At 68.9% G+C, this 25,344-nt stretch carries 24 protein-coding genes and 1 riboswitch; of the genes, 15 read left to right on the top strand and 9 right to left on the bottom strand.

Annotation, left to right across the window (positions count from 1 at the left end; all coding sequences use genetic code 11):
* Window position 1 precedes the first annotated feature (1 nt).
* The gene (locus ACGFI6_RS39790; protein WP_393127883.1) at window positions 2-643 is read right to left on the bottom strand and encodes a response regulator; all 642 of its coding nucleotides are present in this window, start codon (window positions 641-643) and stop codon (window positions 2-4) included.
* Entirely contained in the window at window positions 640-2,175 is a 1,536-nt protein-coding gene (locus ACGFI6_RS39785; protein WP_393127882.1) for a PspC domain-containing protein, read from the bottom strand. The genes ACGFI6_RS39790 and ACGFI6_RS39785 overlap by 4 nt, the downstream gene beginning before the upstream one ends.
* Before the next feature lie 180 nt (window positions 2,176-2,355).
* On the opposite strand from ACGFI6_RS39785, the gene ACGFI6_RS39780 reads away from it, so the two are divergent.
* The 11 genes from ACGFI6_RS39780 (at window position 2,356) to ACGFI6_RS39730 (ending at window position 13,198) form a co-directional block, all read left to right on the top strand.
* On the top strand, window positions 2,356-3,681 hold the full coding sequence (locus ACGFI6_RS39780) for a PspC domain-containing protein (RefSeq protein WP_393127881.1): 1,326 nt from the start codon (window positions 2,356-2,358) through the stop codon (window positions 3,679-3,681).
* On the top strand, window positions 3,678-3,875 hold the full coding sequence (locus ACGFI6_RS39775) for a hypothetical protein (protein ID WP_393127880.1): 198 nt from the start codon (window positions 3,678-3,680) through the stop codon (window positions 3,873-3,875). Before ACGFI6_RS39780 ends, ACGFI6_RS39775 begins: the two co-directional genes overlap by 4 nt.
* A 168-nt stretch (window positions 3,876-4,043) precedes the next feature.
* Window positions 4,044-5,180 carry a Cmx/CmrA family chloramphenicol efflux MFS transporter gene (locus ACGFI6_RS39770; RefSeq protein ID WP_393127963.1) on the top strand — a complete coding sequence of 379 codons (1,137 nt, stop codon included), beginning with the start codon at window positions 4,044-4,046 and terminating at the stop codon, window positions 5,178-5,180.
* A 27-nt stretch (window positions 5,181-5,207) separates the two neighbouring features.
* On the top strand, window positions 5,208-5,408 hold the full coding sequence (locus ACGFI6_RS39765) for a cold-shock protein (RefSeq protein ID WP_393127879.1): 201 nt from the start codon (window positions 5,208-5,210) through the stop codon (window positions 5,406-5,408).
* 81 nt (window positions 5,409-5,489) lie between these two features.
* Window positions 5,490-6,638, top strand: a complete 1,149-nt coding sequence (locus tag ACGFI6_RS39760) for an L-histidine N(alpha)-methyltransferase (protein WP_393127878.1) — start codon at window positions 5,490-5,492, stop codon at window positions 6,636-6,638.
* Window positions 6,635-7,204 carry a hypothetical protein gene (locus ACGFI6_RS39755; RefSeq protein WP_393127877.1) on the top strand — a complete coding sequence of 190 codons (570 nt, stop codon included), beginning with the start codon at window positions 6,635-6,637 and terminating at the stop codon, window positions 7,202-7,204. The genes ACGFI6_RS39760 and ACGFI6_RS39755 overlap by 4 nt, the downstream gene beginning before the upstream one ends.
* A 121-nt stretch (window positions 7,205-7,325) precedes the next feature.
* Window positions 7,326-9,356, top strand: a complete 2,031-nt coding sequence (locus ACGFI6_RS39750) for a hypothetical protein (protein ID WP_393127876.1) — start codon at window positions 7,326-7,328, stop codon at window positions 9,354-9,356.
* Window positions 9,357-9,446: 90 nt separating this feature from the next.
* On the top strand, window positions 9,447-10,715 hold the full coding sequence (locus ACGFI6_RS39745) for an extracellular solute-binding protein (RefSeq protein ID WP_393127962.1): 1,269 nt from the start codon (window positions 9,447-9,449) through the stop codon (window positions 10,713-10,715).
* Window positions 10,716-10,915: 200 nt separating this feature from the next.
* Window positions 10,916-11,716: a carbohydrate ABC transporter permease gene (locus ACGFI6_RS39740; RefSeq protein ID WP_393127875.1), complete on the top strand. Its 801-nt coding sequence runs from the start codon at window positions 10,916-10,918 to the stop codon at window positions 11,714-11,716.
* Window positions 11,717-12,589, top strand: a complete 873-nt coding sequence (locus tag ACGFI6_RS39735; RefSeq protein ID WP_393127874.1) for a carbohydrate ABC transporter permease — start codon at window positions 11,717-11,719, stop codon at window positions 12,587-12,589.
* Between the two features lie 237 nt (window positions 12,590-12,826).
* Window positions 12,827-13,198, top strand: a complete 372-nt coding sequence (locus tag ACGFI6_RS39730) for a MerR family transcriptional regulator (RefSeq protein WP_393127873.1) — start codon at window positions 12,827-12,829, stop codon at window positions 13,196-13,198.
* Here ACGFI6_RS39730 and ACGFI6_RS39725 read toward each other — a convergent pair.
* The gene (locus tag ACGFI6_RS39725) at window positions 13,186-14,154 is read right to left on the bottom strand and encodes an aldo/keto reductase (protein WP_393127872.1); all 969 of its coding nucleotides are present in this window, start codon (window positions 14,152-14,154) and stop codon (window positions 13,186-13,188) included. The two genes, ACGFI6_RS39730 and ACGFI6_RS39725, sit on opposite strands and share 13 nt — an antisense overlap.
* 122 nt (window positions 14,155-14,276) lie before the next feature.
* On the opposite strand from ACGFI6_RS39725, the gene ACGFI6_RS39720 reads away from it, so the two are divergent.
* A complete protein-coding gene (locus ACGFI6_RS39720) occupies window positions 14,277-15,173 on the top strand; it encodes an alpha/beta fold hydrolase (protein ID WP_393127871.1) in 897 nt (298 codons plus the stop codon).
* 235 nt (window positions 15,174-15,408) lie between these two features.
* Here the strand turns inward: ACGFI6_RS39720 and ACGFI6_RS39715 are convergent, their stop codons facing one another.
* On the bottom strand, window positions 15,409-16,377 hold the full coding sequence (locus ACGFI6_RS39715) for an LLM class flavin-dependent oxidoreductase (RefSeq protein ID WP_393127870.1): 969 nt from the start codon (window positions 16,375-16,377) through the stop codon (window positions 15,409-15,411).
* A 95-nt stretch (window positions 16,378-16,472) separates the two neighbouring features.
* On the opposite strand from ACGFI6_RS39715, the gene ACGFI6_RS39710 reads away from it, so the two are divergent.
* The 3 genes from ACGFI6_RS39710 to ACGFI6_RS39700 all read left to right on the top strand — a co-directional run bounded on the left by ACGFI6_RS39710 (window position 16,473) and on the right by ACGFI6_RS39700 (window position 20,087).
* Window positions 16,473-17,591: a mandelate racemase/muconate lactonizing enzyme family protein gene (locus ACGFI6_RS39710; protein WP_393127869.1), complete on the top strand. Its 1,119-nt coding sequence runs from the start codon at window positions 16,473-16,475 to the stop codon at window positions 17,589-17,591.
* 10 nt (window positions 17,592-17,601) lie between these two features.
* The gene (locus ACGFI6_RS39705) at window positions 17,602-18,630 is read left to right on the top strand and encodes a dihydrodipicolinate synthase family protein (protein ID WP_393127868.1); all 1,029 of its coding nucleotides are present in this window, start codon (window positions 17,602-17,604) and stop codon (window positions 18,628-18,630) included.
* Between the two features lie 233 nt (window positions 18,631-18,863).
* Window positions 18,864-20,087: a hypothetical protein gene (locus ACGFI6_RS39700; protein ID WP_393127867.1), complete on the top strand. Its 1,224-nt coding sequence runs from the start codon at window positions 18,864-18,866 to the stop codon at window positions 20,085-20,087.
* 95 nt (window positions 20,088-20,182) lie between these two features.
* Here the strand turns inward: ACGFI6_RS39700 and ACGFI6_RS39695 are convergent, their stop codons facing one another.
* From ACGFI6_RS39695 to ACGFI6_RS39675, 5 genes are all read right to left on the bottom strand, one after another.
* Window positions 20,183-21,223: a zinc-dependent alcohol dehydrogenase family protein gene (locus ACGFI6_RS39695; protein ID WP_393127866.1), complete on the bottom strand. Its 1,041-nt coding sequence runs from the start codon at window positions 21,221-21,223 to the stop codon at window positions 20,183-20,185.
* A 15-nt stretch (window positions 21,224-21,238) separates the two neighbouring features.
* Complete coding sequence (locus ACGFI6_RS39690; RefSeq protein WP_393127865.1) at window positions 21,239-21,517, bottom strand: ubiquitin-like small modifier protein 1; 279 nt, start codon at window positions 21,515-21,517, stop codon at window positions 21,239-21,241.
* Window positions 21,514-22,773 carry a threonine synthase gene (gene thrC, locus ACGFI6_RS39685; RefSeq protein WP_393127863.1) on the bottom strand — a complete coding sequence of 420 codons (1,260 nt, stop codon included), beginning with the start codon at window positions 22,771-22,773 and terminating at the stop codon, window positions 21,514-21,516. Before thrC ends, ACGFI6_RS39690 begins: the two co-directional genes overlap by 4 nt.
* A gap of 13 nt (window positions 22,774-22,786) precedes the next feature.
* Window positions 22,787-22,926: riboswitch (SAM riboswitch) on the bottom strand.
* Between the two features lie 65 nt (window positions 22,927-22,991).
* Window positions 22,992-24,218 carry a cation:proton antiporter gene (locus tag ACGFI6_RS39680; RefSeq protein ID WP_393127861.1) on the bottom strand — a complete coding sequence of 409 codons (1,227 nt, stop codon included), beginning with the start codon at window positions 24,216-24,218 and terminating at the stop codon, window positions 22,992-22,994.
* 21 nt (window positions 24,219-24,239) lie between these two features.
* Window positions 24,240-25,187 carry a DNA-3-methyladenine glycosylase family protein gene (locus tag ACGFI6_RS39675; protein ID WP_393127860.1) on the bottom strand — a complete coding sequence of 316 codons (948 nt, stop codon included), beginning with the start codon at window positions 25,185-25,187 and terminating at the stop codon, window positions 24,240-24,242.
* Window positions 25,188-25,344 lie beyond the last annotated feature (157 nt).

The raw sequence follows: 25,344 nt of genomic DNA, 5'->3' as shown, positions 1-25,344 counted from the left end.
GCTAGACCAGGCGGCGGTCGGTGGCCCAGCGGGTTAGTTCGTGGCGGTTGGAGAGTTGGAGTTTGCGGAGTACCGACGAGACGTGGGTCTCGACGGTCTTGACGGAGATGAACAGCTCGCGGGCGACTTCCTTGTACGCGTAGCCGCGGGCGATCAGCCGCAGGACCTCGCGTTCGCGCTGTGACAGGCGGTCGAGGTCCTCGTCCACGGAGGCGATGTCGATGGCGCCGGAGAACGCGTCCAGGACGAAGCCGGCCAGCCGCGGCGAGAACACCGCGTCACCGTCGGCGACCCGGCCGATCGCGTCGACCAGCTCCGTACCGGAGATGTTCTTGGTCACGTAGCCACGGGCGCCGGCCCGGATCACGCCGATCACGTCCTCGGCCGCGTCCGACACCGACAGCGCCAGGAACTTGATGTCCGGGTGCCGCTGGTGCACCTGCTTCATCACCTCGGTACCACCGCCACCGGGCAGGTGCACGTCGAGCAGGACGACGTCCGGCTCGGTGCCGACGATCGCCTTCACCGCGGTGTCGACGTCGGACCCCTCCCCGACGATGTCGACCGACGCGCCGATCTCGCTGCGTACTCCGGCCCGGAACATGTCGTGATCGTCGACGACGACAACGCGCCTGCTGCTCATCTGTCCATCTCCAGTCGCACTTCGGTGCCTGTCTCCGGATCGGACCGCACCGTTGCGCGGCCGCCGTGCCGTTCCATTCTGCCCATCACACTGTGCCGCAAGCCGAGCCGGTCGTCCGGGACCTCGTCGACGTCGAACCCCTTGCCGCGGTCCCGGACGAACATCTCCACCCGGTCGCCGTCCACCTCGACGAACACGTCGATCTTCGCGGCGCCGGAGTGCTTGGCGGCGTTCACCATCGACTCCCGGGCGGCCCTGACCATCGACGCGAGCTGCTCGGTCAGGTCGCAGTCGCCGACCGTGACCACCTCGATCGGTACGCCGTGCGAGTCCTCGACCTCCGCGGCGGCCTGTTTCGCAGCGCCGGCGATGGTCTGGTCGGCGTCGTGCTCCTCGTCGTACAGCCAGGATCGCAGCTCGCGCTCCTGCGAACGCGCCAGCCGGGCGACGGCCTTCGGGTCCTCGGCCTGCTTCTGGATCAGCGCCAGCGTCTGCAGTACCGAGTCGTGCAGGTGCGCGGCCATGTCGGCGCGTTCCTGGGACCGCACCCGCTCGGCGCGCTCGGAGTTCAGGTCGCGGCTCAGCCGGTGCACCCACGGCCCGGCGATGACACCGATGCCGACCACAGCGAGCAGCAGCGCGATCAGTACGTCGCCGACCATCGAGAGCCGGCCGTTCTGGACCAGGAACAGCGTCACCGCCGTACCGATCAGGACCAGCCCGACGCCGATCCGGACCAGCGACTTCCAGCCGCCCTTGCCGAGCACCAGCCCGAGGATCGGGACCCGGATGTCCTGGGTCCACTTGTCCTTCTGGCTCTCGTCGGCCTGCCGCCAGATCAGCGCGAGACCGGTCGCCGCGAAGATCAGCGGCCAGAACAGCTTCCCGGCGACGCCGAACCCGGCGACCTGGAGCAGGATCAACAGCCCGATCCCGATCGCCACCAGGGCCGGCAGTTGGCCGCGGCTCTTCTCGCGCTTGCGCTGCTTCGCCTCGGTGACCGGCGCCGGCGGTTCGTCGCTCCGCAGCCCGCTCCGCGTGTGTGCGGCCAGCCCGGGAGCGCCCGGCACCGTCTCCGGCGCGAGCGGCATCAGGAACCAGAGCGCCGCGTAGATCAGGATGCCGAACCCACCGGACACGGTGGTCGCGATCAGCACCAGCCGTACGACGGTGTCCGACACGCCGAGGTGGTCAGCGATGCCGCCCGCCACACCCGCGATCACGCGCCCTTCGGTACGCCGGTACGCCCGGCGTGGCGGCTCGGTGCTCGGCCGCGGATCCGCACCGGGTCGCGGGGCCTCGGCGCTCGGGCGCGGCGGCAGACCGGTGTACGGCGTATACGGCGGCGGATTGCCCATCCGGGCCGCGTAGGCGGCGTACGGGCCCTGGTACTGCCCGGCCGGCCCCTGCGGACCCCAGCCCTTGTAGCGCCACTGGTTCTGGCTCTGGTTCTGACCGGGGCCAGGCGTAACCTCGGGCTGGCCTCCGTTGCTGGAGGATCCGCCCGGCGGCGCGGCTGCTGGCTGGCTCATCACAACGATCGTCACATGTGGATCGGCCGGACACCAGCAGGCTTGTCCCCGGCCTGCTCCTCAACGACCGCCCGTCAGGCTCAGGGTCGGCTCGGGGAGAACCCCGAGCCCGGCCTCCCGGACTGGGGTCACTCCGGGGGCCTTCAGGGTGCATCCCCGATGCCTGACGCCGGATTTCGCGTGAGTATCGATGCCATGGACCAGAACCAGAACGGACCCGCCGGGTTCGACCGCAACCGCCTCCAGAACCCCCAGACGTGGCGGCGCAGCAGGTCGGACCGCTGGGTCGCGGGCGTCTGCGGCGGCATCGGCCGCGCGCTGAACATCGACCCGGTCCTGGTCCGTGTGGTGATGGCCGTACTGATCATCAGCGGCCCCGGCATCATCTTCTACGTCGCCGCCTGGGCGCTGATGCCCGACGAGGGCAGCGACCGTGCGGTGGTCCAGGGCCTGCTCGGCAACCGGATCCGGATCGACCACCCGTGGTTCTGGCCGGTGGTGATCGGGATCTGCGTGTTCGCCGGGATCGCGACCATGTCGACGTTCAAGTTCGGGCACTTCATCCCCGGTCCGCTGATCGTGATCGGGATCCTCTGGCTGATCTCCAAGCAACGCAAGGGCAGTGGCAAGCCCGGCCAGCAGCCGCGGCCGAAGGACACGCCGCCGGCGCCCGGCCAGCAGTACACGCCGCCCGCTGCCGGCCAGCAGTACAACTCGGCGTACACGCCCCCGCAGACCGGCCCGTCAGCACCCCCGGCGGGCCCGTCGTCCTCGGCCCCACAGCGACCCCAGGACCGCACCGTCGAACCGGTCCAGCCTGTGTGGACCGAGGACGACCCCCTCGGCCTGTACGTCGACGAGCCGGCCTCGAGCAGTCAGCCGGCCGCCGGCAAACAGTCCGCCCCGCCCGCGAAGGGCATGCGCGGGGTCAAGTCGATCGTCGTGGTGCTGACCGGTCTCGCGATCGCCATCGCCGCGCTGGCCGGCGCGGCGACCTCGACGATGCTGATCGTCGGCGTGGCTACGCTCGGTGCCGGCATGCTGCTCGGCGGGTTCGTCGGCCGCACGCTGGGGCTGCTCCCGCTCGGCATCCTGCTCGCCGTCGGCGCGGTCGTGAGCACGGTGTTCACCGACGTACCGCGGAACTTCGCCGACACGAACTACGTCGCGCCGACCGGTACGACGATCACGTCGACCGGGTCGAGCTACCAGTTCGACGCCGGGTCGGTGCACCTGGACCTGACCAAGGCGACGTTCGGCCCGGGCGCGACGGTCGAGGTGAACGGCGGTGTCGGCGAGGTGATCGTCAAGGTGCCGGCGAACGTCGACCTGAAGGGGCAACTGTCGACCGAGATGGGTGACGTCTCCTACCTCGGCGACAACCACCACAGCGGGCATAATACGAAGGTGGCGCTCGACGATCTCGGAGCGGACGGCAAGGCAGGCGAGCAGGTCACCCTGGACCTGAACCTCAAACTCGGCAGCATCAAGGTGGAACGCGGATGAGCCAGCAGCGCAGAACCGGACCGACCCGGCCGGACGTGCCCGGCGTGGTGGCGGGCACGGTGCTGACCGGTGCGGCCACGATCTGGATGCTCACCGACAACGGCGTCCTGCAGACCGACGACCTGGGCGTCACCAGCGCCCTGTTGCTGGTCACCGCCGGCCTCCTCGGCCTGGCAGCCTCCCGCCGTACGTAACTCGGTGGACGGCGTTGAGCGCCGTTCCCTAGGCTCCTGGGCGTGAGCAGCCCGGAGGCGGACAGACCGTAACCACCGGCCGTTCCCGTGCACAGGCACCGGAACCGCCGGAGACGAGTCATGCACGTCTTCTCATGGTTGCGGAGTCCTTCCATGCCTTCTCTGGCACTGCCATTTGTGCTGTATCTGCTCGGCCTGGCCGTTTTCGCCCAGGCAACCTCCGAGTTCATGCTCTCCGGGCTCGGCCCGGACATCGCCCAGGACCTGGGCGTCTCCATCCCGGCGGCCGGCTGGCTGACGTCGGCGTTCGCGCTCGGGATGATCGTCGGCGCCCCGGCGATCGCCGTCCTCGGCGCCCGCTGGCCGCGCCGCCGGACCCTGCTGGCGACACTGATCGTTTTCCTCGGCGCCCACGTGGTCGGCGCGCTGACCAGTAGCTTCACCGTCCTGCTGACCACCCGCGTACTGGCCGCGCTCGCGAACGCGGGCTTCCTGGCGATCGCCCTCGCCACCGCCACCGGCCTCGTCCGCGCGGACGCCAAGGGCCGCGCCACGTCCGTCCTTCTCGGCGGTACGACGCTCGCGTGCATCGTCGGGGTACCAGCTGGGGCGGTGCTCGGCAGGTACTTCGGCTGGCGGTCCGCGTTCTGGGCGGTCGCGATCATCTCCCTGCCCGCGCTGATCGGGATCCTCCGCTCGGTCCCCTCGCGCACCACGGGACCGGCGTCCGTCGGGCGGATCGGCGTCTCACCACGACTCGCCGTCATGCTGCTGCTCGGTGCGCTCGTGAACGGCGCGACGTTCTGCTCGTTCACGTACCTCTCGCCGGTCCTCACCGACGTCACCGGGATAGGCGTTGCGTGGGTGCCGTTGCTGCTCGCGCTCTTCGGTCTCGGCTCGTTCGCGGGCGTGACCGTCGCGGGCCGGTACGCCGACCGCCACGACGACCGGCTCGTACTCGTTGCCGGCGGCATCCTGCTGCTCGGCTGGTGCGCGTTCGCGTTGAGCGCTGCGTACCTCGTACCGTCCGTCGTCCTCGTGCTGTTGCAGGGAGCGCTGTCCTTCGCGGTCGGCTCGACGCTGATCGCGTACGCCTTGTACGCCGGCTCGCAACATCCCGTACTGGCCGGTGGGCTTGCGACCGCCGCGCTGAACGTCGGAGCGGCCGCCGGACCCGTACTGGGCGGGCTCGCGATCGGTGTCTCCGGCTTCCGCGGACCGCTGTGGGTGAGCGCGGCTTTGGTGGGGACGGCACTGCTCCTGGGCGGCTCCATTAAGATTGCTGGTCGCGAGGGGCCTGGGTGAAGCAGGTTCCGTGGTCGAGGAGATTCGATGGTGCGCGGCACCGTGAAGTGGTTCAACGCGGACAAGGGGTACGGCTTCCTGGCCGTCGACGGGCACGACGACGTGTTCGTGCACTGGAGCAAGATCGTCTCGGACGGGTACAAGACGCTGGAGGACGGGCAGCACGTCGAGTTCCAGATCGTCGACGGGCCGAAGGGCCGGGAGGCCGACGCAGTCACGCTGGTGTAACCCCGCGGCTGACCCGCCAACCGCCGGGCAGTGGTCGGCGGCAACCGATAGCCTGACGTCTCATCGTGTGAGGGGTGAGACGTGACCGACCCGGTACCCGTGATCCGGAAGCTCGAGCATGCGCTGGCCGACGACGACTTCGCGTGGTCGCTGCTGCTCGTCGGCGAGGACCAGACCGACAAGCTGGCCACGCTGACCGGCGACCTGCGCGGGCCGTTCTCGGACTCCGGCGACGGCAAGCAGATCACGTCCGGTTTCTCGTACTGGGGCATCGGGCCGACGATCGCCTGGGCGAACGCGACCAACGACCCGTTCTACCTGGTGATGAAGGCCGGGACCGAGTCCTTCCTGCGGCATTGGCGCAAGCTCCGGCCACATGTCGAGAAGGGCGGGTTCCACCTGGTCAGCCTCGGGGTCGGCACCGGCGTCAAGGACGCCACGATCCTCAGCGACATGCTCCGGCACAACCCGGACATGTACTACATCCCGGTCGACATGAGCTCCGAGATGCTCCGGATGGGCACCCTGGAGCCGGTCCGTGGGGCCCGGTTCCCGGTCTCCCAGGTGCTGCCGGTGCAGCTGGACTTCTCGATCGACGACAACGTCGACGAGCTGGCGCAGATGCTCGGTCGGCTGGTCGGCGAGGAACCGATCCTGTTCACGCTCACCGGCAACACCCTGGCCAACTTCGAGAGCGACGAGGAGTTGCTCGAGACGCTGACCCGGGTGCTGCGGCCGCAGGACCGGCTGCTGCTCGAGGTCGCCAGTACGACCCGGCTCGACCAAGAGTCGGCCGACGCGGCCGCGGACGAGTACCACCAGACCCGGGCGTTCGCCGAGTTCGTGACCAGTGCCCTGCGGTACAACACCGATCTGAAGATCAACCACGAGCTGGTGAAGTTCGTCGGCGAGGTCGAGGACGACGCGCTGCTGGTCAAGATCCTCTGGCAGAACGACACCGGCGAAGAGGTCCGGATGGAGCTGCCCGACCACACCGAGGTGGTGCTGCCGATCGGCGACACGATCCGGCTCTACACCACCCGGAAGTACTCCACCGACCGCCTCAAGCGGCTCACCGAGGCCTGCGAGCTGACCCCGATCGAGGCGATCCAGTCGCAGTTCCGGTACGCCCGGCGGGCGAACCCGTTCGGCCTGGAGCTACTGCTGCTCGCCCCGGAGTCGGCCGGTGCGTCCGAGCACACCCTGGCCGACGACATCTGGTCGACGTGAACCGGCGGACCGTCGTCAGCTGGGTGACGTACGGCCTGCTCGCGGTCGCGTTCGTACTGGGCGTGAGCTGGTTCATCTGGCCGGGGAACTCGCGCTGGGAGCCCGCGGTCAACTCGTTGACGCTGGTCGCCGGGCTGACCGGCATCTTCGTCGAACGGCTGACGTCGGAGGCGGAACGCCGGACCGAGGTGCTGCGGGCGGTCGCGGACGAGCTGCACGAGAACACCCGGCTGCTGAACGACCCACGGTTCTCGCCCGAAGCCCCGACGAGCCGGCAGGTGTACCCGCGGCTGATCGTGTCGGCGGTCGATCTCGCGCTGGTGTCCGGTGCGCTCGGCCTGCACAAGGACGCCGACCTGGTCGGGCTGATGCACCGCTGGCGCGACACCGTGCACCTGTTCAACCGGCGCCTCGACCTGACCGAGGTCAGTACGTTCTCGAACACGATCTCGCCGGCCGAGCTGGCCGCGTTCCGGCGGGCGCTGCAGCGCGACGACAGCTACCTCGCCGCGACCCGCGAGCTGCTCCAGGAGCTGCTGGCGAAGCTCCCGCGGGTTAACGGCTGAGGCCGTAACCGGGCCGGTCGCTGCCAGTAGTGGCAAATTCTGCTGAAGCGTTGACTTCGTCACGCCGCGAGGGCTTCACTTTCGGACAGGACCGTAAATACGGCACCCCGGAGGCAATCGCATGCGATCAGTCCGCTCATTTCTCGCCCTGACCCTCGCCGCACTGCTCGCCACGGTGTTCGCCACTGTGGCGGCCACACCAGCCCAGGCGGGTCACCATCCACCGACCGCGACGATCACCTCGCTCGGTACGCCGCTGTCCGACGTGCTGCTGATCGGCGGCACGGTCGCGCCCGGCCCGAACGGCAAGACCGCGATCTGGAACGTGTCCAGCGGCAGCCCGGCGTACCTGAACGCCGTCGACCCGGCCACCGGCGACAGCCTGCTGTCCGTGGCACTGCCCGGCGCCAGCGGCAGCTACGCGGTGGCCGCCGCGCCCGACGGCACCATCTACGCCGGCACGTACAACAACGGCCACCTGTACCGGCTGAAGCCGGGCGCGACCACCGCCGAGGACCTCGGGCGGCCGCTCGCCGACGAGTCGTTCATCCTGCGGATCACGGTCGACGAGCAGGGCAACGTGTACGGCGGTACGTACCCGCACGGCCGCGTCTTCAGCTTCGACCACACGACCGGCGCGGTCCGTGACTACGGCACGATCAAGGCCGGCCAGGGGTACGTGAAGAGCATCGACTACGCCGACGGCAAGCTCTACACGGGCACCGAGCCGGACGCGTACTTCCAGGAGATCGACGTCGCCAGCGGCGCGGTCACCGAGATCCCGGCGCCGCCGAACATGGGCGACCCGAAGGACAAGGTCGTCTACGACCTGAACGTCCGCGGCGGCCGCGTGTACACCCGGGTCAGCACCGCGTTCCCCGGCCCGATGTACGTCTGGGACATCGCATCCCGGACCTGGGTCGACGAGATCGAGAACGAGCACGGCCTGGACATCTCGCCGATCGGCGCGGACGGCTCGCTGTACATGATCCAGGCGAGCGAGCTGAAGAAGTACGACCCGGCCACGAAGACGCTGACCGGTACCGGCCTGACCTTCACCGGCCGGATCCAGAACGCGCGCGCGATCGGGTACGCCGACCTGAATCTGCCCGACTACCCGGGCACCAGCGTGGTCGGCACGCTCTGGCGTGGCGAGGAGTTCCGGTACAACCCGCAGACCGGCAAGTCGGAGATCTTCCAGACCAAGGTCCGCCGGGAGCCGATCGAGATCCTGTCGGTGGCCGGAGGCAAGGACAACATCTACGCCGGCGGCTTCCTGAACGGCGGCGTGTCGGTGGTGAACCCGGACACCGGCGCGACCACGTTCAACCGGTTCTCGCAGGTCGAGGCCCTGATGGAGGGCTCGGACGGCAAGGTCTGGATCGGCGCCTATCCGGAGGCCCGCCTCTACTCGTACGACACGTCGAAGCCGTGGAGCAGCCCGGAGTACTCCCCCGGCCCGCCCGGGACGCCGGACAACCCGGTCCAGGCGCTCAACCTGAAGCCTGACCTGTTCCAGACCCGCGCCCGGGCGCTGGCCGAGGTGAACGGCAAGATCGCGGTCGGCACCGTCCCGGACGGCGACCGGCTCGGCGGCGCCCTGGTCATCTACGACCCGAAGACCGGTACGGCGGAGAAGTACCGCAACGTCGTCCAGGACGAGTCGGTCTTCGGCCTCACCGCGAACTGCGGCATCGTGTACGGCGGCACGTCGATCGCCGGCGGCCTCACCACCACACCCCCGACCCGGGAGGCGGGCACAGTATTCGCGTGGGACGTGGCCAAGAAGAAGAAGCTCTGGGAGACCGTACCGGTGCCAGGTGCGGCGACGGTCTCGTCGGTCGCCATCGGGCCGGACGGCCTGCTCTGGGGCGTGGCCGGCAAGACGGTGTTCGCGGTCGCCCCGGACAGCGGCAAGCTGAAGAAGTCCTTCACGCTCGGGACGACGACCTCCAGCGGCGACCTCGTTGCCACCTCCGAGGCCGTCTACGTGAGCATCGACCTGAACAAGATCTACCGGATCGCGCCCGGGAACAAGTCCGTCCCGACGCTGTTCGTCGAGCACGCGCACCGGCGGCTGGGCGTCCGGGGAGACCACCAATTGCTGATGACGAGCGGCTCGGAGCTGTTCCGGATTGATATCAGCCGTTGACATCCGAAATTCGCCCCGGCTACTTTCGGTCCTGACCGTTATTCGGTTCAACCCATTCCGGCCCTGACTTCCGGACACCCTGGGGGTGTGATGAGATCCACCGTCCGCCGCATCGCGGCACCACTCACGGCGCTCGTTCTCGCCGCCGCGCTCAGTTCCTGCGGCGGCAGCGACGACAACAGCAGCAGCGGGGGCAAGAAGAGCCTGACGCTGTGGATGTACCCGGTGATCGCCGACAAGGCGGCCAACGACACGTACTGGAAGAAGGTCGAGACCGACTTCGAGGCGGCCAACTCCGGGATCGACCTGAAGATCGAGCAGCAGCCCTGGACCGACCGCGACCAGAAGCTCGCGGCCGCGTTCTCCGGCAAGAAGGGCCCGGACGTGCTGCCGATGATCCCGGACCAGATCCCGCAGTACGTCGTGAACGGCAACCTGGAGCCGGTCGACGACGTCGTCAACCCGCTCAAGGACCAGTTCCTGCCGTCGGCCGTGCCCGGTCTGACCGTGCAGGGCAAGGTGTACGGCGCACCGATCTACCACACCGTCACCACGACGATGTACAACAAGACGGTCCTGGCCAAGGCCGGGATCACCACGCCGCCGGAGACCTGGGACGAGGTCAAGGCGGCCGCGCCGAAGCTGAAGGCGGCCGGGTTCCAGACGCTGGACTACTCGGCCTCGCCGGAGGCGACGCTGAACCTGAACTTCTACCCGCTGCTGTGGCAGGCCGGTGGGAAGGTGTTCGCCGACGACGGCAAGAGCGTCACGTTCAACCAGGAGCCGGGGCTGAAGGCGCTGACGTTCCTGAAGACGCTGTGGGACGAGGACGCGATCCCGAAGACCGCGCTGACCGCGGGCAACGTGCCGGCGGACTCGCCGTTCGGCAAGGGCAAGGTCGCGATGTCGTTCAGCTCCGTACTGGCCGACGCGCAGACCGTGGCGAAGACCTGGGGCGCGGCGAACGTCGAGATCGGTACGCCGCTGAAGGACCAGAAGGCGGCCGCGCTCGGGCTGCCCGGCGGTCTGGTCGTGAACGCGGCGTCGGAAAACATCGACGGCGCGAAGAAGTTCCTGACGTTCATGATGCAGCCGGCCCAGCTGGACCCGCTGGCCAAGGCCTCCGGGTACTACTCGCCGCGCAGCGACGCGAAGTCCGAGCTGGCCGACCCGAACGCGCCGAAGTTCGCCGCGGCGCTGCAGGACGCCGTCCCGGGTGAGCCGAACCCGGCGGCACGGCAGATCATGTCGTTCCTGAGCACGGAGATCCAGGCCGTGCTGACCGGCAAGAAGCAGCCCCAGCAGGCCCTCGACGACGCCGCCAAGCAGGCCAACGACCTCCTGTCGAGACAACGTTGACCGAGGCCAGCCAGCCAGACACGGCGGCGGGTCGGGCGGGACCCGCCGCAGGCCCGGCCCGGGCTGGATCCGCCGGCCCGGGGAAGCAGCCGGGCCGGTCTCGCCTCTTCTCCCGCGCCGCGCCGCCCGCAGGGCGGCGCGGCGCGCTGAAACGCCCTTGGGTCGGCCTGCTGTTCGTCGCCCCCATGCTGGTCTTGTTCTTGGCTTTCCGGTTTTTGCCGGTGGTGGGGGCGTTGCTGCTCTCGTTGACCGACTACCGGATCAGCGGGAAGTGGGACTTCATTGCCCTCGACAACTACACGCGGTTGTTGTCGGACCACATGTTCCACGACGCGCTGCTGGTCACGCTGACGTACACGGTGATCTTCGTACCGCTGACCGTCCTGCTCTCGCTCGGCACCGCGATCCTGCTGCACCAGGTGGTCTGGAACCGCGGCTTCTTCCGCGGCGTGTTCTTCCTGCCGTACGTGACCAGCATCGTCCTGGCCGCAGTGATCTGGAAGTGGATCTACGACGTCCAGGACGGCCTGCTGAACTCGATCCTCGGACTGGTGAACATCGGCCCGATCGACTTCCTCAGCCAGTCCTCGACCGTACTGCCGTCGATCGCGGTGACGTCGGCCTGGAAGGGCTTCGGATACTCGATGCTGATCCTGCTCGCGGGCCTGCAGGCGGTCCCGAAGTCGTACCTCGAGGCGGCCATGATCGACGGTGCGGGGACCTGGCAACGGTTCCGGTACGTGACGCTGCCGCAACTGCGGCCGGTGCTGTTCTTCGTACTGGTGATCGAGACGATCGGCGCGTTCCAGGTCTTCGACGCGATGTACGTGATGACCGGCGGCGGCCCCGTCCACGCCAGCTACTCGATCGTGTACTTCCTGTACGACAGCGGTTTCAAGTACTTCGACTTCGGCTACGCCAGCGCGATCGGTCTGGTGCTGTTCCTGATCGTGCTGATCGTCTCGCTCGTACAGCGCCGGCTCGTCGGGAGGGACGACTAGATGGCTCAGGTACTCGATCGACCACCGGTACGTCCCGTGGTCGACCGGCCCGCGGCGGGACGGCGTACGACAGCACGGCTGACGTTGCCGACCCTGCTGGCGCTGACCGCGATCGTCACCATCGTGCCGTTCGCGGCGATGGTGCTGGTCGCGTTCGCGCCGCCGAGCGGGCAGACGTTCCCGGGCGCGCTGAACCCGGCGCACTTCACGCTGGAGAACTTCCGCAACGTACTGTCCAGCTCTGACATCCCGCGCTGGACGGTCAACTCGCTGCTGTACTCGCTGGTGTCGGTCGCCTGCGTCCTGCTGTTCGCGTCGATGGCCGGGTACGCGTTCGCGAAGAAGAAGTTCCCCGGCCGTGAGGTGATGTTCTGGGCGTTCCTGGCGACGCTGATGGTGCCGTTCCAGGCGACGCTGATCCCGTCGTACATCCTGGTCGCGAAGCTGGACTGGGTGGACAGCTACTGGGGCCTGATCGTCCCGACGCTGGCGAACTCGCAGGCCGTGTTCCTGATGCGGCAGTTCATCATGCAACTCCCCGACGAACTGTTCGAGGCGGCCGAGATCGACGGCGCCCCCGAGTGGCGGATCTTCACCATGATCGTGATGCCGCTGATCCGCCCGGTCCTGGCGACGCTCGGCATCTTCGTCTTCCTGTGGCACTGGAACGACTTCCTCTGGCCGCTCGTGATCGGCCAGTCCGGCAAGATGCAAACCCTCACCGTCGGCCTCGCCACCCTCCAAGGCCAAGCAGTCCCCATCAACCAGGTCATGGCCGGCGCCACCATCACGGTAGTCCCCAGCCTCCTCGTCTTCGGCCTACTCCAACGCTACCTAACCGACTCCATAGCAATGTCCGGCCTAAAAGCGTAAGAGCCCCACGCGTGCTACGCCTGAGCGTCGGGGGCTGGCGTCGAGCATCTGGGGAGGATCCTGTCCCGAATCGGGTAGAAGATCCTCCCCAACCCCATCGAGTTGCCGGGCAGCCCGCTGCACGTGGACGCTGGCCCGCAAGATACGGGTGGGTGGGAGCGGGTGTAGTGGGCGCCTCGGAGGGGCGTCGCGACGACAGAGCACCCGCGTAGCACGCGCGGGTGCTGTTATAGGGGTATGACGACGTACGCGCCTGCTGAGGCTTCGGAAGAGACTGGGTTGAGTCTGGATACTTTGCGCTACTACGAGCGGCTGGGGTTGTTCGGGCCGGTGGAGCGGACGAGTACGGGGCAACGGGTTTACAGCGAGTGGGATGTTGCTTGGGTTCGGCTGCTGGTGTGTTTGCGGAACGCGGGGCTCGGGATCGCTGATCTGCAACGGTTCATGGGCCGGATGCGGGATCACACGGACGGCCCGGCCGGGCTGGTCGAGTTGCTCGAGGATCATCGGACCCGGTTGCGCGGCGAGGTGACGAAGCTCAATCTCGCGCTCGACGTACTGGACGACAAGATCACCTACTACGGCAATCAGGCCGCTCAGAAGAAGTAGGGGTACGGCACGGACGCGGGCCGGCTTGCGGTGTCGAGGCGGTGCATCAGCTCGGGGGCCAGCGTGAAGTCCGCAGCGCCGAGGAGATCATCGAGGTACGTCGGCGTACGCGGACCGATGATCGGTGCGGTCACGCCCGGACGCTGCATCAGCCAGCGCACCGCGACCTGCGGCACAGTGCGCCCGGTCTCGGCGGCGACAGCGTTCAACTCGTCGATCACGTGCCAGGTGTGCTCGTTGGCGTAGCGCTCCCACGCATGCGTCCCAGGCGTCGAGACCTTGCTGTCCACCGGGGGTGCCGTCATGCCGCGATGGAACGCACCGGACAGCCACCCCGAGCGCAGCGGGGACCAGGTGACCACACCCAGCCCCTCGTTCTGGCAGACCGGCAGCAGCTCCCACTCAGGTGAGCGATCGAGGAGCGTGTAGAGCGGCTGGAGGCTCGCGAGCGGCTCCCAGCCGTTCTGCGTACACAGGTCGACCGCCTTCTGCAGCTGCCACCCGCGGAAGTTGCTGACGCCGACGTACCGGACCTTGCCTCCCCGCACCAGGCCGTCGAGCGTCGACAGCGTCTCGGTCAGCGGGGTGTCCTCGTCCCAGGCATGCAGCTGGTACAGGTCGATGTAGTCCGTGCCCAGCCGCCGCAGGCTGGCGTCGACGGCATGAAGAACCCGCTTACGAGACAGCCCGCGATCAGGCGTTTCCACCGGCCAGTAGACCTTGGTCGCGATCACGTAGTCCTCACGGCGCTGCGTCTTCAGCCAGCGTCCGAGCATCTCCTCGGATGCACCGGCGCCGTACGCGTCTGCCGTGTCGATGAACGTACCGCCCGCATCGGTGAACGTCTGCAGGATCTTCCGGCTGTCCTCCTCGGAGGTCCGGTCCCCGAACATCATTGCCCCGAGCCCCAGTTCGCTGACCTTGAGCCCGGTGCCGCCCAGCTGTTTGTAGTCCATTAACGCGACGCTAGGGGCTTGAGCGCGCTCCAGGTCAACGCTCGTACGGTGGGGTTTTGTCTCTACCCGCTGGGGTTCCAGCACCCGTGTCCGGAGCACGGTGCGCGAGCAGAGTTGTGCACATGACTTCAACAACCCTGTTCCGGCGTACGGCGATCGCCGTGGGCGCCACCGTGGCGGCGGCCGGGATCCTCGCGGGTTGCGGTCCCTCTGACAGCACCGCAACCCCATCGCCTGTCGCTACCAGCACGCCTGCAACGGCCGGTACGCACCTGATCTCCAGCAACGGGCACAAGGTGGCCTTCCAGGTCACCCCGGGCCGCCTGCCGGCGATCGTGCTGGACGCAGGAGGCGGCGCCGACTCCAGCTACTGGAAGAACCTCGCCCCCGTACTGGCGAAGAGCACCGGATCGGAGATCATCACGTACGACCGCGAGGGGATGGGCGCCAGCGACGAGGTCCCCGGCCCCTGGAAGGTCGAGAACGCCGTCTCGGACCTGGAGACCGGGCTTACCGAGCTCGGAGCCACCAAGGTGATCCTGGTGTCACACTCCGAGGCCGGGGAGATCGCCACGTACTTCGCCGACCAGCACCCGGACCAGGTCAGCGGAGCCGTCCTCGTGGACGCCAGCCTGCCGCAGTTCTACACCGACTCCGAGATCGCGCGGGTCGCGGCAGCCACGCAGCCTCAGGTCGACGCGCTGAAGAAGAAGCCCAACCCCACCAAGCCGGAGCGCCAACTGCTGGCGGTCGCCGCCGACTACGTGCCGGAGCACAAGGCGTACCACAAGATGACCTGGCCGTCCGGCGTCTCCGCGACCGTCATCGCGTCGGCCCAGACCCCGTTCCCGACCTCACCGCCCGACGCCCAGGCGTGGCGCAACGCCCAGGCCGAGTTCGCCAAGGCGGCCGGCAACCGGCGGCTCGTCACTGCCGCAAACACCTCCCATGATGTTGCCCTCGACAACCCCGGACTCGTCCAGTCCGAGGTCGAGGCGATGGTGAAATCCGCCGACTGAAGGTACGCCTGCAACGAAGGCGAGCCGCACCACCCTCAGCGGCGACCAGCGCACCGCCACCACCCTTGTACTGCCCGCTGAGAGTGGATATCCACCGGCGTCGTGGGTTCTTCACTCGCACACCACCGGAGAACCCTCAACCCGAGCGGATAACCAGCTCGAGGGTTCTCGCAGACGGCACATGCGCCGGAACCCGCTCGTCTGCACGGCCGGAGGCCTGGTCCGGGCGGCGGGGCTAGTTGATGAGTTCGCCGAACGCTTCGATCGAGCTGAGTACGTCGGCCTGGGACATGCCGGGCGGCTGGATACGCAGGATGATGCCGTCGGCGCCCATCTGCTCGTAGTGCGCCAGCCGCTCGGCGCACTCGGCCTTGGAACCGATCACGCTCCGATCGACGATGTCGTCCCAGCCTTGGGTGTAGCGGGCCGCGTCCGTCGACGTGCGCTTCCAGCCGGTGTAGGCGTCGTACAGGTCCCGCAGCGGCTCCTCGAGCGCCTGACGGGCGTCCTGGGACGTCGGAGCGCAGTACCCCTCGCGGCACAGGATCACCTCTTGGCCGAGCGACTCCGCGCCGCGGGGGTACGCCAGGTACTCCGCAATCTTCGCGGGCAGATCCGCGTCGAGCTCGTTGAACGACGTGGTCCAGCCGTCACACATCCGCGCCGTACGTTCCAGTACCGCGGACACGCGCCCGCCGTTCCAGATCCGCGGACGTGGCGACTGCACCGGGCGCGGCGACAGGTACGCGTCCTGGATGCTGGTGAACTTCCCGTCGTACGTGACCTCGTCGGTCGTCCACAGCCGGGTGAGGATCTCCAGCCCCTCCTCGAACCGCGCGACCCGCTCGGACTGCGTCACGCCGTACAGCGCGAACTCCTCCGGCCGGTAGCCGAGCACGAACCCGGCCGTCACCCGCCCACCGGACAGTACGTCGAGGTGCGCCAGCGTCTCCGCGAGCACGACCGGGTCGTACAGCGGGGCGACGATCCCGGCCGTCGCGATCCCGATCCGTTCGGTGTGCGCGGCCAGCCAGGTCAGCGACGTGAGGATCTCGTGGTAGCCGGGCCGGTGCAGGTGCCGTTCGCCGAGCACGACCCACTCGAATCCGGCCTGTTCGGCCAGCTTCGCCTGCTCGACGGCGTCCGCCAGTTGCGGCCGCTCGTCCGGGGTGCCGTAGAGGTTCAGATACAGACCCAGCCGCATCGGGGTGCCACCTTCCGTTGACAGGGAGCGCTCGGGGTATTTACGGTCTTGACCGTAAATGCTTTTCTACCGAATTGCGACCCTTGGAGCCGGGTATGAGTCTTGCAGCAGAACCGGCGGGGTTGCCGGACGGGGGAACGGTTGCGCCGATCAGTGCCGTGAAGACGCGGGTGGTGAGTGCTCGGTACCGGCGGCCGTTCCAGATCAGCAGTGGCGTGAGCAACGAGCTGATCAGCCTGGTCGTCGAGGTGCACACCGCGGACGGTGCCGTCGGGATCGGCGAGACGTCCCCGATGACCGCGTACACCGGCGAGACGCTGGCCGGCGTCCAGACGGCGATCGAGGAGCATCTGGCCCCGGCGCTGATCGGCCGCGACCCGCTCGACCGGGCCGGTGCGCACGTCGTGATGGACGGCGTACTGCGCGGCCAGCAGGTCGCCAAGTCCGGCCTCGACATCGCGCTCTTCGACCTCGCCGGGCGGCTCAGCGGCTGGCCGGTGCACGCGCTGCTCGGCGGCAGCGTCCGCGATCGCGTGCAGACCACCTGGGTGGTCGGCCTGGGGACGCTCGACGAGATGGCCGCCGAGGCCGCGGAGTACGCCGACCGCGGGTTCATGCACCTCAAGGTCAAGGGCGGCCACGACCCGGCCAAGGACCTCGAGCTGATCCGCGCGGTCCGCGCCGCGATCCCCGCCGACGCCGAGCTCTGCCTGGACGCCAACGAGGGGTACGACGCCACCACCGCCCTGCCGTACCTGGCAAAGATGAGCACCGCCGGCCTCACCCTGCTGGAGCAGCCACTGCCGCGCTGGGACCTCGCCGGGCTGGTACGGCTCCGGGACCGCCTCGACGTCCGCGTGATGGTCGACGAGAGCATGCACTCGCTGCACGACGCCCTGGAGATCGCGCGCCGCGGCGCCGCCGACGTACTGAACATCAAGATCCTCAAGGTCGGCGGGCTGCACCGGGCCCTGCAGATCGCCGCCGTCGCCGAGGCCGCCGGGCTCGCAGTGAAGGTAGGCTCGATGCCGGAGCTGGGCGTGGCGACGCTGGCCGCCGTCCACCTGGCCGCCGCCGTCCCCGGTGCGACCGTCGCGGCGGACCTGGTGGGGCCGCTGATGGTCGACGAGGACCCGCTGGCCCCGACGGTGTTCGCCGACTGCGACGGCTGGATCGACGTACCCCAGGGCCCCGGTCTCGGCCACGACATCTGAGAGGCATCCGATGCATCCACTCGTCGAACGACTCCGCGGCACACTGCTCCCGGCCGTCGTCACCCCGATGGACACCGACGGGGTCATCGCGTACGACGCGCTGTCCGCGTACGCCGTCACGCTGACCCGGCACGCAGTCGGTGGGGTCGCAGTGTGGGCCCACACCGGGCGCGGGCTGTACCTGTCACCCGGTGACCGCGCGAAGGTGCTCGAGACGTGGCGCTCCGCGACCGACCTGCCGATCGTGGCCGGTGTCGGCGTACCGAAGTCCTCGTCGGCGCACACGCTCCAAGAGGCAGCGGATGAGACCGTCGAGATGGCACGCGCCGCGGCCGCCGGCGGAGCCGACGCCGTGATGGTCTACCCGCTAGCAGCGCTCGGTGAACTAGCAACGCTCGGAGAACGAGCAGCGCTAGCGGAACGAGCAACGCTCGGGGATCGAGCGGCGCTAGCGGAACGAGCGGCGCTAGCGGAAGGGCATGCGCAGGCGGTCGCGTTGCATGAGCGAGTCGCGGCGGAGAGCGGGCTGCCGCTGGTCGGGTTCTACCTGCACGGCGAGGCCGGCGGGTACCCGTACCCACCTGAGCTGATCCGCGATCTGCTCTCGCTGGACGCGATGCTCGGCGTGAAGACCGCGACGCTTGATCGCGCGATCGGGTGTCAGGACGCAATTTGGGCCGGGCGTGGCAGCGGAAAGCTGCTGATCACCGGCGAGGACCGGATGTACGGGCCGTCGTTCATGTGGGGCGCCGACACGGCACTCGTCGGGATCGCGTCCGCACAGGTCGAGTTGTCCGCCGCCGTACTGCGCGCTTGGACGGCCGGCGAGCACTCCGAGTTCCTGGCAGCGTCGGACCGGCTGGACCGGTTCGCGGCCGCGACGTTCTATGCGCCGATCGAGGGCTACGTGCAGCGCATGCTCTGGGCAGCCGAATGGGAGGGGCTGATTCCGGCCGCGGCCGCGCACGACCCGTACGGGCCGGAGCTGCCTCCGGGCGAACGGGAGCTCGTGATCCGCTGCCTGGAGGAACTGCACTGACCACTGGGGGCAGTGAGGTGGGGCGCTCCCTCCTTCGCTCCACCACACCGACGCTCCCTGGACCCGCCTCAGGGGGTGGCGGCAATTGTGGTCTTGACCGAAACTAGGAGAGCACGACCGAAACGTCAAGATCTCGGGCCCTGCTGCGCTATTCTGCGACTTGAGGGCCGGACCAGAAGTCGTCGTCGGAGGACTGCCGTGAGGATTCGCTCAGTTCCGGGCTCGGTGGACTGATGGCGCTCGCGGTCGGAGTGGTCGGTCCCGAGGACCTGGTGCAGCGGGTGGTCGTGGTCGGCGCACCGAGCGGCACCACGCTGGTCGCGCTGCCGTACCGGCACGAGACTGAGGCCGTCGGCCTCGTGGAGCAGGCGCATTCGAGCGTCGACGCGTTCCTGTTCACCGGCGTCGTTCCGTACACGATCGCCACCGAGGCCGGCGCGATCGACCGGCCGGCGATGTACGTCTCGTACGACGGCGCGACCCTGCTGCGCGCGCTGGTCGAGCTGCTCCGGCTCGGGCACAACGTCACCCAGTTCTCGATCGACACGCTCCGGCGGGCCGAGGTGCTGGAGACGCTGATCGAGGCGAAGCTGCCGACCGACCAGATCCACGTACTGCCGTACCGGCCGGGACTGACCTCGGACGACATTGTCGAGTTCCACCGCACCGCACGCGAGAAGCACGGCGCGCTGGTCGCGATCAGCTGCCTGGGCTCGGCGTTCCACCTGATCGAGAACGAGATGCCCTCGGTCCGGCTCGCCCCGTCGCGGTACTCGATCCGCTCGACCCTGCAGGCGTTGATCCTCACCACCACCGGCCAGCACGTCGGCGACGCCCAGGTCGCGCTGGGCATCATCGACCTTCCCGAGCCGGACGACGCGCTCGCCGCGGACCTCATCACGCTCGGCGGCAGCCTCGCGGCGCTCCCCGACGGCCGGCACCTGGTCGTCACCACCCGCGGCCTGCTGGAGCAGGCCACGGAGCAGTTCGCCCGGATGCCTCTGCTCGATCACCTGGCGGCGCGGCACAGCAGGGCGTACGTCGGATTCGGTGTCGGCCGTACGGCAGCCGAAGCCGAGGCGCTCGCCCGGCGGGCCGTGGGACGCGCCGCCTCGATCGGCTCCGTCGCCGGCGTCGTCTCGATGTCCGACGACGTCGAGATCGTCATCGAACCGTCCGGCGACCAACCGGCCGGCCCGCGCGGTACCGAGAGCCTCCCGCTGCTCGCGCGCCGGGTCGGGCTCAACACCCAGACGCTCGCCCGCATGCGCGAGCTGACCGCCGCGCTCCCCGACGGCCTCACCACCCAGGACGTCGCCGACCACCTGGCCGTCCAGCTCCGCACCGCCCGCCGCGTCCTGAAGCGCCTCGAACGCGCCGGCCTCGCCGCCCCCACCGGCACCCAGCAACACGGCCGCACCGGCCGCCCACCCACGGTCTACCTCATCCGCCTCTAGCTCGCCGTTCTAGCGAGCCTTTCCGGAAACAATTGTGCGTCCACCGCGAAAAACATTCCGGAAAGCCGCCGACCGCGAGCAAGGCCAAGCGCGTGCTACGGCGTAATGATGGTGATGCCGGGCGGGGTGCCGTTGGTCAGGGCGGCGAGGGCGGTGGGGGTTTGGTCGAGGGCAATGGTTCGGGTGATGAGCTGGGTGGGGTTGAGGTTGCCGACAGCAACTAGGTTGAGCAGCTCGGGGTAGGCGTGGGCCGGCATGCCGTGGCTGCCGAGCCAGGTGAGTTCCTGGCTGATCAAGCGGCCCACGTCGAGCGTCACGCCGGATGGGAGCAGACCGACCTGTACATGCCGACCACGCGGCCGAAGCGCATGCAGGGCCTGCTGGATGACGTCGTTGGAGCCGAGCGCGTCGATCGTCACGTGCGCACCGCCCAGCTCACGGATCCGCGCAGCGACCGAGCCCACGCCGGAACCACCGTCGAGAACCGGAGCCTGGAGTCTGTGCTTGGCGCCCTGCTGCCGGGCAAGCTCAAGAGCCTCAGGGTTGGTGTCGATGGCGATGACCTCGGCGCCCAGCGCGGAGGCGATCATGACGGCGGAGAGCCCGACGCCACCGCAACCGAAGACGGCGACCCGTTCACCGGCGACAACCTGACCAACCTGGTGGACCGCGCGGAACGAGGTCGCGAACCGGCAGCCCAGACCCGCAGCAGTCGCGAAGTCCATCGCGTCGGGCAGTCGCACCAAGTTCACCCCGGCGTACGGCACGGCGACGTACTCCGCGAACGAACCCCAGTAGTTGAACCCCGGTTGCAACTGATTCGGACAGACCTGCTGATTTCCCTCGAGGCACTGCTCGCACGTCCCGCACGCGCAGATGAACGGCGTCGTCACCCGATCGCCGACCGCCCAGCCCTCGACTCCCGCCCCGACCGCCGCGATCGTCCCCGCGAACTCATGCCCCGGAACATGCGGCAGCACAATGTCGGAGTCGTGCCCCATCCACCCGTGCCAGTCGCTGCGACACAACCCCGTCGCCTCGACCTTCACGACCACCGCACCGTCGGCCACGGCAGGCTCCGGCACCTCACGGATCTCCGGCAGCCTGCCGTACTCCGAAACCACGACAGCTCGCACCGCAACAACCAGGCGTCAGCAGCCGCCGGCGACCGCCGGGATGATCGAGACCTGGCCGCCGTCCTTGACCGCGGTCTGCAGCCCCTGCGCGAACCGTACGTCGTCGTCGTCGACGTACACGTTCACGAACCGGCGCAGCTCGCCGGACTCGTCGAGCACACGGCCCTTGATCCCCGGGTACGACACGTCGAGCGAGTCGAGCACCTCGGTCAGGGTCGCGCCTTCCGCGGACACCTCGGAGACGCCCTGCGTGTACGGACGCAGAATGGTCGGGACGCGAACACTCACACTCACTGCAGGCCTGCCTTCACGAAGGCGTCGTACGACGCGGGGATGGTCACCTTGGGGCCGACGCGGTCGGCGACGGCGTCGAGCGTCTTCAGCCCGTCGCCGGAGTTGATGATCACGGTCTCGGCCTCGGGGTCGAGCTGCCCGGTCGCGATCAGCTTCTTCAGCGTCGCGACGGTCACGCCGCCGGCGGTCTCGGTGAAGATGCCCTCGGTACGGGCCAGCAACTGGATGCCCTCGACGACCTCTTCGTCGCTGACGTCCTCAATGGCGCCGGCGGTCCGGCGCGCGACGTCCAGGACGTACGGTCCGTCGGCCGGGTTGCCGATCGCGAGCGACTTGGCGATGGTGTCCGGACGCACCGGCTTGACCACGTCGTGGCCGTCGCGGAACGCCTGGGCGACGGGCGAGCAGCCGGTCGCCTGCGCGCCGTACACCTTGTAGTCTGTGGCGTCCACGAGGCCGAGCTTGCCGAGCTCGGTGAAGCCCTTGTCGATCTTGGTCAGCTGCGAGCCGGACGCGACCGGGATCACGATCTGCTGCGGCAGCCGCCAGCCGAGCTGCTCGGCGATCTCGAAGGCGAGGGTCTTGGAGCCCTCGGAGTAGTACGGGCGGACGTTCACGTTCACGAACGCCCAGCCCTCCTCCTCACCGGCGATCTCGGAGGCCAGCTTGTTCACGTCGTCGTAGTTGCCGTCGACCGCGACCAGCGTCCCGCCGTACACCGCGGTGGTGATGATCTTGGGCCGCTCCAGGTCCTTCGGGATGAAGACGACCGAGCGGATCCCGGCGCGGGCGGCGGCCGCGGCGACGGCGTTGGCCAGGTTGCCGGTGGAGGGACAGGCGAAGACCTTCATGCCCAGCTCGCGGGTGGCGCTCAGGGCACTCGCGACGACACGGTCCTTGAAGGAGTGCGTCGGGTTGCCGGAGTCGTCCTTCACCCACAGCTTGCGCAGGCCGAGCTCGCGGGCCAGGTTCTGCGCGTCGATGAGCCGGGTGTAGCCGGGCTCGGTGTTCGGGTAGCTGGCCACGTCGACGGGGACGGGCAGCAGCGGCTGGTACCGCCAGATGTTCTTGGGTCCGGCCTCGATCTGCTCGCGGGTGATCGTCGGGTACTCGTATCCGACTTCCAGCGGACCGAAGCACTCCATACACGCGTAGAACGGGCCGAGCGGCGACTTCGCCCCACAGGCGCGACAGCTCAGGTGCGTACCGTTGCCGAAGGCACCTTCACGGATCGTGTGGGTGGCGGTCTGGCTCATGAGTGAGGTTCCCCTCTCATCTTCCCCGGGAGCCGGATCTCGGCGCGGGACGGATTTGGCACCGGTCCCTCGCTTTCGGCCCGGACGGGCGTACGGCGGGGAGGGTTGCCGGGACGTCAACGGGCCGTTTCCCTCAGTCCCTCTGGATGAGCTCCCCCGAGATTACCCAATCGGGTCCATATTGTGTCTTGTGATCCCACCATCCGAGACGCGCGATCTCAGCCGCGGCGCTCCAGGAACCGCATCACCGGCGTCGCCGCGATGCCGTGCAGGACGACACTCAGGATCACCGTGAACCCCAGCGTCGCCCACAGCCACGGTAGGTCCTCCCGGAAGTGCGCACCGGTCGCGGCGAGGTAGAACACCGACGACACTCCCCGTACGCCGAAGGCAGCCGTCGCCCATCGCTCCGCCCGGCTGAGCTCGCACCGCGCCAGCGCCAGCCACCCGAGCAGCGGACGGACCACGACCACCAGCAGGACGCCGATGGCCACACCGCTCATCGTCAGCGGCCCGAGAAGGCCTGCGGTGACCGCGACTCCGAGCAGCAGCAGGACCATCCACGTGAGGATGTGCTCGAGCTCACCGATGAAGTCGTGCAGCTCGGCGTGGAACTCGTGACGTCGCTCGGCCGATCGCAACGTGAGCGCGGCCACAAAGACCGCGATGAATCCGTAGCCGTGCAGCACCTGCGTGAGGCCGTACACACCCAGCGTCATAGCCAGTGCGAGGACAGGCTCCCGCGACTCAGCGAGCCTGAGGCTGCGAGCGGGTGCCGCGAACGTCATCCGCCCCAGCAACCACCCGGCGCCGAAGCCGACGGCCACCCCGATCACGGTCTTGCCGACCAGGTCCCACGCCGCCCAGTGCACTGGGGAGAAGCTCTTGGTGGCGATGAACACCGCCAGATAAACCAGCGGCGCCGCCATCCCGTCGTTCAGTCCGGCCTCCGACGTCAGGGCGAACCGCACCTCGTCCTCTTCGTCGAGCTCGGCGTCTTCCCCGGTCGCGGGCCCCTCGACCTGTACGTCGGACGCGAGCACCGGGTCAGTCGGCGCCAGGATCGCGGCGAGCAGCAGGGCAGTGGCGGGCGCGATGCCGAGCAGCCAGCCGGCACCCGTCAGTGCGGCGACACCCGCGGGCATCGCGATGAACAGCAGCCGCCAGGTGACGCTCCAGTTCAGCAGGCTGATCGGCCGGTCGATGGCCAGTCCGACGCCCATCAGCGCGACGATGACAGTCAGTTCGGCCAGGTGCTTGGTGATCCCGGGCTCGGCGATCGGGCTCAGGCGGCTCCGGTCGACGGCGAGCCCGAGAAGCATGCCAACACCCAGGAACGCTATCGGCGCGGACACGGCGTACCGGGCCAGGAGCCGCGGCAGGACGGCGCCGAGCAGCAGCGCCAGGCCTGCAACCAGGTACAGCCCGTCCCCGTTGATCGTCATCGCACCGACCAGTGCCCAGGGCTATCTCAGCCGATGCGTGGCGCCCGGCGTGTGGGTCGGCAGCGCCTTGCGGGGGCCGTGGCGGGGGTGGGCGATGCCGGCCAGTTCGAGGAGGCGTTGGACTCGGAAGCGGTGGCCTCGGTACGGCTCGAGGAGCTCCGCGCAGCCGTCGTCGTCGAGCTCCTCGCCGATCAGGGCGTACGAGACGTTGCGGGAGACGTGGTAGTCGGCGAACGAGAACGCGTCGGCGTCGCCGTGAGCACGCTGACGTACCTCGGCGGCCGTCCACACCCCGACGCCCGGCAGCGACCGCAGCCGCCGCTCGATCTCGGCCGAGTCGCTCAGCTCCAGCGTCCGCTCCAGTGCGCGCGCCCGCGTCGCCGCCGTCACCACAACACGCGAGCGACGGTTCTCGACGCCTGCCCGCAACCACTGCCAGGACGGGATCAGCCGCCACTCCTCCGGCGAGGGCGGCACCATCAGTTGCCGATCGCCCTGCACACTCGGCCCCGGCGCCGGCTCCCCGTACTCACGCAGCAGCAACCGCCACGCCCGGAACGCCTCCTTGCCGGTCACCACCTGCTCGATCCCGGCCGCAGCCATCGCCTCGAACACCGCGCGCGACCGCGGCACCCGAACATGCGGAAACCGCCGCGCCGCATCCACCAGCGCCCGGTGCTCAGCCAGCGGCTCGAACCCCTCCCAGCTGTCCCGCTCCCCCAGCAACTCCGGTACGCCGTCCAGCGCCCAGGCCGCACCCGGACCCCAAGCCTCCGCCTCGACCATCCCGGCATATGGCGTCAACCGCAGCAGCACCGCCCCGTCCGGCGTCCGCGTCGCCCGCCAAACAGTCCGCCGCCCCGCATCGAACACATACGCCGGATCCCCCGGCCCCTTCCGGAACCCCCCAACCACCGACTGCGGATCCACCACCCGCCCATGCCGCCAAACCCGCACCACCGAACTCACCCACCCAGTCTGACCCACCCCACCGACAACGCCGTAACGACAGGAGGTAGTCGACTCGGCGGGGGACTGTAAGAAGTTCGGTGTAACTCCCCGATCGTGGGAGTAGATCTGATGACCGAGATGATGTCTGACGTGGAGCACGCTGAGGAGTCGGAGC

The sequence above is a fragment of the Kribbella sp. NPDC048928 genome (assembly GCF_043197975.1).
Taxonomy (GTDB): Bacteria; Actinomycetota; Actinomycetes; order Propionibacteriales; family Kribbellaceae; genus Kribbella.
The sequence above is the reverse complement of the archived record's forward strand: the minus strand, read 5'-3'. Positions and strand labels throughout refer to the sequence as shown.